At 36.0% G+C, this 6,730-nt stretch carries 6 protein-coding genes; 1 reads left to right on the plus strand and 5 read right to left on the minus strand.

What is annotated here, in order from left to right; translation table 11 throughout:
• Nucleotides 1-126: 126 nt before the first annotated feature.
• Nucleotides 127-330 carry a hypothetical protein gene (locus tag V7024_RS19375; protein ID WP_335522868.1) on the plus strand — a complete coding sequence of 68 codons (204 nt, stop codon included), beginning with the start codon at nucleotides 127-129 and terminating at the stop codon, nucleotides 328-330.
• 44 nt (nucleotides 331-374) lie between these two features.
• Here the strand turns inward: V7024_RS19375 and V7024_RS19380 are convergent, their stop codons facing one another.
• The 5 genes from V7024_RS19380 to opp3b all read right to left on the minus strand — a co-directional run bounded on the left by V7024_RS19380 (nucleotide 375) and on the right by opp3b (nucleotide 6,287).
• Complete coding sequence (locus V7024_RS19380) at nucleotides 375-2,015, minus strand: peptide ABC transporter substrate-binding protein (RefSeq protein WP_335522870.1); 1,641 nt, start codon at nucleotides 2,013-2,015, stop codon at nucleotides 375-377.
• Between the two features lie 337 nt (nucleotides 2,016-2,352).
• Complete coding sequence (locus V7024_RS19385; protein ID WP_335522872.1) at nucleotides 2,353-3,288, minus strand: ABC transporter ATP-binding protein; 936 nt, start codon at nucleotides 3,286-3,288, stop codon at nucleotides 2,353-2,355.
• Nucleotides 3,281-4,324: an ABC transporter ATP-binding protein gene (locus tag V7024_RS19390; RefSeq protein ID WP_335522873.1), complete on the minus strand. Its 1,044-nt coding sequence runs from the start codon at nucleotides 4,322-4,324 to the stop codon at nucleotides 3,281-3,283. Before V7024_RS19390 ends, V7024_RS19385 begins: the two co-directional genes overlap by 8 nt.
• A gap of 20 nt (nucleotides 4,325-4,344) precedes the next feature.
• On the minus strand, nucleotides 4,345-5,361 hold the full coding sequence (opp3C, locus tag V7024_RS19395) for an oligopeptide ABC transporter permease (protein ID WP_335522875.1): 1,017 nt from the start codon (nucleotides 5,359-5,361) through the stop codon (nucleotides 4,345-4,347).
• A complete protein-coding gene (gene opp3b / locus V7024_RS19400) occupies nucleotides 5,358-6,287 on the minus strand; it encodes an oligopeptide ABC transporter permease (protein ID WP_335522877.1) in 930 nt (309 codons plus the stop codon). The genes opp3C and opp3b overlap by 4 nt, the downstream gene beginning before the upstream one ends.
• Nucleotides 6,288-6,730: the final 443 nt, after the last annotated feature.

The following is a 6,730-nucleotide window of genomic DNA, read 5'->3' on the forward strand; positions in this document are numbered from 1 at the left end:
GGGAGTATTACTGCCCACGAATAGCGGGGCAAATTCTACAAATACAATCTTTTTATCGAACAATTCTTTTTTTTTCGTCTTTTTCAACATACAATAGAAATATACTTGTGCAAAGGGGGATTACATATGGGAGCTTTTTTTCTTGATTTTGTAATCGTTGCAGCATTAGTCATTGGGATCACCGCAACTATTGGGATTATTACAAATGGGTTTGGGGAAAAATTGTTTGGCCGCAAAGACAAGATGAAATTCGTAAATAAATCTGCTGAAGTGCAAACTGACTGGAATCAAGTTGGCGGTAAAGGAATTTATAAGAAACATACGTATTAGAAAAAGAAGCAGGACTCGAATCCTGCTTCTTTTTTTAATGCGTATTATTTTCCTACAGAAGCCCACTTAAAGCTTAGCTCTGGGCCATATTTATTGATGTAAAGATCGTTTATTGTTTCACGCTGTAAAAATGCTCTTCCGCGTTGATAGATTGGTGCAATCGCCGCATCATCGAATAAGATTTTTTCTGCTTTCGACAGATCATTCCAACGTCCTTTTACGTCAGATCCTTCTTTCTTAGCCTTTTTAATCAGTTCATCATATTGAGCATTTGAATAACCCATTTTATTTTGTGCACCGTTTGTTACAAATAAATCAAGGAATGTCATTGCATCCGGGTAGTCTGGTCCCCAACCGCTATAGGAGATATCATAATCACCGCTGCCCTCTAATTTTAACACTTGTGCAAAAGGTTGTGTTTTCACATTTAGTTTTAAGCCTGGTAAATTCTTTTCTAATTCACCTTTTAAAAACTCACTAACTTTCTTCGCTAATTCTGTATCAGAGTTTAATAACGTTAATTCAATTGTGTCTTTTCCAAGTTCTTTTTTACCAGCTTCCCAATACTTTTTCGCTTCTTTCAGATCCACTTTTACAAGATTTCCATTTTCTTTACGGAAATCTTTTCCGTCAGAATTCTTAACAAAGTCTTCTGGAACTAAGCCGCCAGCTGTTTTTGAACCGTTATTCAACAATGTATTGATCATACCGTTGCGCTCAAACCCTAAAGAAATCGCTTTACGAATATTTTTATTTGCTAAAGCTGGATTCTTTTCATTTAAACGTAAGAAGAATACTGTTGGATCACTTGTCGTTTTAAAACCGCTATCTTTTCTATATTTATCTACAAATTCTGCCGATAAAAGAACACGGTCAACTGCTTTTGTTTCATATAAATTCACCGCTGTTCCTGTCTCTTTTACGATATTATAGTTAATTTCCTCTAATTTAACTTTTTTATTATCCCAATAAGATGGATTTTTCTTTAATTGGAAGCTTTGCTCATGTTTCCATTCACTTAATACAAATGGACCATTATATAATGTTGTATTCGCTTCTAATCCATGCTTCGGACCTTGCTCTTTCACATATTTTTCATTAAGTGGGAAGAACAACGGATATACTGTTAAATTTACAAAATACGGAACTGGATTGTCTAATTCTACTTCGAATGTATAATCATCAACTGCCTTTACACCTAATTGATCTACTGGCAATTGTTTCATATTGATCTTCTCTGCATTCTTCACATCAAACATTATGTAAGCAGATTTCGCAGCTGTATCTGGATTTACTGCTCGTTGCCAAGAATACACAAAATCTTTTGCTGTTACAGGGTCTCCGTTTGACCATTTTGCATCTTTACGTAATTTAAACGTATATTTCTTTCCATCTTCTGATTTTTCATATGACTCAGCTACACCTGGAACTACTTTTTGATCTTTTCCAAGACGATATAATCCTTCCATTGCATTGTTCATTACGCTTGAAGATGCTGCGTCTGTTGTTAATGTTGTATCCATCGTTGGAAGCTCAGATGTTTCAATCATGTTGATTACCTGCTTCGCATTACTTGTGTCCCCTTTTGCTTTCGCCTGCGAATCATCTTTTGAATATCCGCATCCCCCTAGAATCATGCTTACTGTCAATGTTGATGCAAGTAGCATCGGCACCTTTTTCTTCATATATTATACCCTCCTCCAAAATGTTAGACCTTTCATCGAAAATAATAAAAAGTAAATAAGTTCTAACAATTCATATTATACACACAAATCAATTATTTGTATATTTATTTTTCTATTTTATAAAAATTTTCTGTTAACATTTTATTCCTTCTTTTTCTCTTAACATCAATATATTTACTGATTTTTGTTATTTTTTAACTTATTTAAATTATCTGAATATAATTAGAAGATTTTTATAATATATATTTTGTACAAAATACTACGTTTCTCTCTTTGTTTTTAATTGTTCTTGTAAAAACGAAAAAACCGAGCACATTGTCCATGCGCTCGGTTTCTCTTATTGATAGATTTCTTTATATTTTTTATACTCAGCTTCTGAGCAAAGCACGAAATGCCCTGGGCGAACTTCGCGCATTTGCGGTACTTCATTCCCATATTGATGCTGAGACGGATCGTACACGATACGTTTACGATTGCGCTCATAATCTGGATCTGGAAGCGGAATTGCTGATAGTAGTGATTTTGTATACGGATGAATTGGATGCTCGTATAACTCTTCACTCATTGCAAGTTCCACGATTTTCCCGTGATACATAACACCGATGCGATCACTAATATATTTTACCATTGATAAATCATGGGCAATAAATAAGTATGTTAAACCTTTTTCGTTTTGCAGCTTTTTCAATAAGTTAACGACTTGCGCCTGAATTGACACGTCAAGTGCTGAAATCGGCTCATCGGCAATAATAAAGTCCGGCTCTACTGCTAACGCCCTTGCAATTCCAATACGCTGACGTTGTCCACCAGAGAATTCATGCGGGAAGCGACTTGCATGCTCACGGTTCAAACCAACCGTTTCAAGCAATTCATACACACGCTTCATACGATCTTCTTTGTTTTTAGCAAGACCGTGAATATCAATTCCTTCTGCAATAATATCTCCAACGCTCATACGCGGATTTAATGATGCGTATGGATCTTGGAAAATCATTTGCATTTTACGGTTAAATTTCTTTAGGTCAGCACGTGATTTTTTACCATGTACATTTTCCCCATCAAATAATACTTCTCCTGCCGTCGCATCATATAAACGAATGATTGTTCTTCCCGTTGTCGATTTACCAGAACCTGACTCTCCTACAAGTCCGAATGTTTCTCCGCGGTAAATATCAAACGTAACATCATCAATCGCTTTAACAACTCCGCCGTTCACGTTAAAATATTGTTTTACATTTTTCACTTCAATTAATTTCTCACGATTATTAGTCATGCTGTTCACCCGCTTTCATTTGTCGAATACGTCTTTGGACAATTTCAGGCGGCTCCACTTTTGGAGCTTGTTCATGAAGCAGCCACGTTGCTGCATAATGCGTATCACTTACTTTGAATAGAGGTGGTTCCATTTCAAAGTCAATCTTTAAAGCTTGTGGATTACGCGCTGCAAATGCATCACCTTTCGGCGGATTTAATAAGTCTGGCGGCGTTCCTGGAATCGCATATAATTCTTCTTCCCCACCTTCTAAACTTGGCATCGAAGCTAATAATCCCCATGTATACGGATGCTTTGGATTATAGAAAATTTCATCAACCGTTCCAATTTCTACAACTTTCCCTGCATACATAACAGCTACGCGATCTGCTACATTGGCAACAACACCTAAATCATGCGTGATAAAAATGATAGCCGCTTCTGTTTTTTGCTGAATGTCTTTCATCAACTCTAAAATTTGCGCTTGAATTGTTACGTCAAGCGCAGTTGTCGGCTCATCGGCAATTAATAATTTCGGATTACAAGCAAGCGCCATCGCAATAACGACACGTTGTCTCATTCCACCTGAAAATTGGTGCGGATATTGTTTTAGGCGTGCTTCCGGATTTGGAATTCCTACAAGGTCGATCAGCTCTAACGCAACTTTACGCGCGTCAGTTTTATTCATTCCTTGATGTTTAATAAGACCTTCCATAATTTGATTACCAATTGTCATCGTTGGATTTAAAGATGTCATTGGATCTTGGAAAATCATCGCAATTTCTTTTCCGCGAATTTGTTGCATTTCCTTTTCAGACAACTTCGTTAAATCTCGGCCATCAAAAAGAATTTCTCCATTTTTAATACGACCTGGCGGCTTTGGAATTAAATCCATTAGCGCTTTAGATGTAACAGATTTCCCCGAACCAGACTCCCCTACAATCGCTAACGTTTCTCCCTTTTTCAAGTCAAAAGTAACCCCGCGCACTGCTTGTACTTCACCAACATGTGTGTCAAAAGAAACATGTAAGTCTTTTACTTCTAACAATGTTTTCATAATTCCCTCTCCTTTCTCCTTTATTTACGCATTTTTGGATCTAACGCATCACGTAAACCATCTGCTAATAAGTTTAATGCTAAAATTAACATACTAATTACAGCTGCTGGAATAAACATCATATGTGGATATGTTTGAATTGACTTATACCCGTCACTTACTAAAGAACCTAATGATGCTAACGGCGGTTGAATTCCAAGACCAATGAAACTTAAGAAAGCTTCTCCGAATACCGCATGTGGAATTGTAAACATTGTCATAACAATGATAGATCCCATTAAGTTTGGCACTAAATGTTTTACAATTAATTGTGTATTTGTTGCTCCAAGTGTACGTGATGCTAACACATACTCTTGATCTTTCATTTTCAAAACTTGTCCACGTACAACACGTGACATTCCAATCCATCCTGTAAGAGTCATCGCAAGTGTAATTGATAGAATACCAGGATCCATTACAATTACCATTAAAATTACGACAATTAAGTACGGAATACCATTTAATACCTCAACGAAACGTTGCATGAAGTTATCAACGCGGCCTCCGTAGAATGCGGAAACCCCACCATATGCAACCCCAATAATTAAATCAATTACCGCTGCTAATAATGCGATATATAAAGATACTCGTGTTCCTTCCCACGTTCTTGTCCAAATATCACGGCCAAGATCATCTGTACCAAACCAGAAATATTCTTTAATATCGCGTTTCTCATACTGATCTACACCATATTGGTCTACACCATCAAATGGTAGCCAATGAATATGTTCTAGACCTTGCACTCTCGGCGGTATTTTTGCACGGTTTAAATCTTGATCTTTATAAGAATATTTACTCATCATCGGACCGAAAATTGCTAATAGAACAATGATAGCTAAAATAACCATTCCAAAGACCGCACCCTTATGTTGAAACAGTCTTCTTCTTACATCTTCCCAAAATTTTATACTCGGACGGGCAATAACTTCATTATCTACATTACTACGATTTGCTGGTTGAAATAAATCTGGAGATATTTTTTGCACATCTTTCATCATTTTTTCCCTCCCGCTAAACGAATACGAGGATCAACTACGCCGTATAAGATATCAACAATAAAGATAACAAGAATGAACAGCGCACTATAGAACATCGTTGTACCCATAATAACTGTATAGTCGTTCAATGGAATAGACTTAACGAACTGTTCCCCTAAACCTGGTACAGCAAATACTTGTTCAACAACAAGTGTTCCTGTCATTAAAGCTGCAACCATTGGACCTAAAATCGTAATGATTGGAATAAGAGCATTTCGCAATGCATGTTTCACAATAATTACACCTTGACTAAGCCCTTTTGCTTTTGCTGTTAAAATGTATTCTGCCTGCATGACTTCTATTAATTCGGTACGTGCAAAACGAGCTATTGTAGCTACTACAGATACCGCCAATGCAATTGTTGGAAGAATTGTATATTCAAACCCTTTCCAAAACGCTACCGGTAACCAACCCGCTTTTACTGCTACATAATATTGTAATAGGGCTGCAAAAACGAATCCCGGTACAGACATCCCGAGTACCGAAATGAACGTTGCCCCGTAATCGGCCCATGTGTTCGTACGAAGCGCTGCAACAATACCTAGTAATAATCCAATAATAGTACCTAAAACAATGGCTTGAAAACCTAATTGTGCAGATGGACCAATGCGGTCAACAATCATATCTGTTACTGGGCGGTTATCATACTGGAATGATACACCTAAGTCCCCTTTAGCTAAATTTTTCATGTAGTGAACATATTGCACTGGTAGTGGATCGTTTAAGCCATACTTTTCTAAAATGATTTCTTTCTGTGCAGGTGATAATTTCTCCTGATTTTTAAGCGGAGAACCTGGCAACAACTTCATTAAAAAGAATGTTAAAGTTGTGATTAAAAATAATGTAATGATCATGTACGCGAAACGTTGTAGTGTATAACGTCCCATAAATAGCACCTCCCCATTTTTTCAAAAGCAATAAGATAGTTTAAAATATTCTTACTATTATCTTTAAAAATAAGAGCATACGCCCATCATAGGCATATACCCTTGAAACCGATGGAATAAACTGCATTATTACTACCAATTGTAATAAACCTATTTAAATATGAATCTAGCAAATCAGGTTCTCTAATTGCGCATTATGTACCTTCATTTGTAAAATTTAGAATTAAAAGAATAATCTCCAAGTTTCTACAATTTTCATTATACATATAATAAGTCAATTGTGAATATAATTTTTTATTTTTTTGTTAAAATTTTTAATTTACAGTGTATTTTGTATATACTTTGTAAAGACAGGTTTTAACATTGGAGTTATCTCATTAAAGGAAAATGCGCAATTATATATATTTTTCTAAAAATTCTTTATAGTACACATTATAACTTTT

The sequence above is a fragment of the Bacillus sp. JJ864 genome (assembly GCF_036963045.1).
Taxonomy (GTDB): Bacteria; Bacillota; Bacilli; order Bacillales; family Bacillaceae_G; genus Bacillus_A; species Bacillus_A pseudomycoides_C.

What these genes read in the sequence shown, in the direction of transcription:
- V7024_RS19375 (WP_335522868.1), top strand. Translation starts at nt 127, where the DNA reads ATGGGAGCTTTTTTTCTTGATTTTGTAATCGTTGCAGCATTAGTCATT.
- V7024_RS19380 (WP_335522870.1), bottom strand. Translation starts at nt 2,015, where the DNA reads ATGAAGAAAAAGGTGCCGATGCTACTTGCATCAACATTGACAGTAAGC.
- V7024_RS19385 (WP_335522872.1), bottom strand. Translation starts at nt 3,288, where the DNA reads ATGACTAATAATCGTGAGAAATTAATTGAAGTGAAAAATGTAAAACAA.
- V7024_RS19390 (WP_335522873.1), bottom strand. Translation starts at nt 4,324, where the DNA reads ATGAAAACATTGTTAGAAGTAAAAGACTTACATGTTTCTTTTGACACA.
- opp3C (WP_335522875.1), bottom strand. Translation starts at nt 5,361, where the DNA reads ATGATGAAAGATGTGCAAAAAATATCTCCAGATTTATTTCAACCAGCA.
- opp3b (WP_335522877.1), bottom strand. Translation starts at nt 6,287, where the DNA reads ATGGGACGTTATACACTACAACGTTTCGCGTACATGATCATTACATTA.